The organism is Methylobacterium oxalidis (genome assembly GCF_007992195.1).
Taxonomy (GTDB): Bacteria; Pseudomonadota; Alphaproteobacteria; order Rhizobiales; family Beijerinckiaceae; genus Methylobacterium; species Methylobacterium oxalidis.
In genome coordinates, this window is the sequence record NZ_BJZU01000280.1 from 1 (window position 1) to 1,445 (window position 1,445).

Genomic DNA, 1,445 nt, shown 5'->3' on the forward strand with positions numbered 1-1,445 from the left:
CCGAGGAGGAGGTCGTCGAGATCGCCGGCTCCGGTGCCATCGGCGCCGTGCAGAAGATCGCCGCGGAGTAACGATCCGGCCCCGCCTGTCCCGCCCGGACGCGGGCGGGACGGCGATCGGGTGGTGCGAAACCCGCTCTCAGGGGTTATCCGGCATCACCCGTCCCTTCGGAGCCCCTCCCCGCCGCGGGGTGGGGCCCCGCGCTCAAGCCCGGAGCCCTCATGCGCATCGCTTTCATCGGTCAGCAGGATTTCGGAAAGGCCGTGCTCGAGGCCTTCCTGGCGCGGGGCGATGAGGTGGCGGGGGTGTTCTGTGCGCCCGAGAAGGAGGGGGCAAGGCCCGACGCGCTGCGGACGGCGGCGCAGGAGAAGGGCCTGCAGGTCTTCCAGTTCCCGAGCCTGAAGAGCGCGGAGGCCGAGGAGGCCATGCGGGCGCTCAACGCCGACATCGGCATCATGGCCTACGTGCTGCAGTTCGCGCCGCAGAGCTTCGTCAACATCCCGGCGCACGGCACCATCCAGTACCACCCGTCCCTGCTGCCGCGGTACCGCGGCCCCTCCTCGATCAACTGGCCGATCGCCAAGGGCGACACCGAGACCGGCCTCTCGATCTTCCGCCCGACGGACGGGCTCGACGAGGGTCCGGTGATCCTCCAGAAGACCTGCGCGATCGGGCCCGACGACACGATCGGCGAGGTCTACTTCAACACCCTCTTCCCGCTCGGCGTGGCGGCGATGCTGGAGGCGGCCGACCTCGTGGTGGCCGGCCGGCACGCCGAGACCGCCCAGGACGAGGCGCAGGCGAGCTACGAGGGCTGGTTCCGCGCCCGCGAGGCCCAGATCAACTGGGCGAGCCACGTCGATCACATCTACAACATCATCCGCGCGGCGAACCCGGCGCCCGGCGCCTGGACCACCCTGAACGGCCAGAAGCTGCAGATCTTCGACGCCCGCAAGCACGTCGTGCGCACGATCGGCGGGGTGAAGGGCAAGATCGGCGAGGTCACGGAGGTCGGCGCGGACTCGTTCCGCGTCACCGCGCAGGGGGGCCAGATCGAGGTCTTCAAGGTGAAGCCGGAGGGCGGCAAGAAGGTCTCGGCCGGCGAGCTCGCGTCGGGCGGCGGGCTCGCCTCGGGGACGATCCTCGGCACCTGAGAGCGGGCTCCGCGCCCGCCGCAATCCCCCTGCGCGGGAGGCACGGGGGCGCGAGCTTGACAATACTGGAATCTGGCATACCAGTTTCAATTTCGTGCGGATGTCAGCTATAGCTGCCCGACGCGTGCCGCCTTCCGGGGCACGAACGCGCGCGGGATCGGGACATCGAGCCGGGCATCGCTCCTTGAGGGAGGGCCGCAGATCTGGAACTGCCGTCATCAGAACGGCAGGCGTCATAGGCGAGAACCCGGCGCGTCCCGAGGGACGCGGCGGGGTGCGGGAGAGGAAACG

The 1,445-nt window shown here is 70.2% G+C and carries 1 protein-coding gene; it reads left to right on the forward strand.

Annotation, left to right across the window (positions count from 1 at the left end):
• Positions 1-221 precede the first annotated feature (221 nt).
• On the forward strand, positions 222-1,154 hold the full coding sequence (locus MOX02_RS30555) for a methionyl-tRNA formyltransferase (RefSeq protein ID WP_147029502.1): 933 nt from the start codon (positions 222-224) through the stop codon (positions 1,152-1,154).
• Positions 1,155-1,445 lie beyond the last annotated feature (291 nt).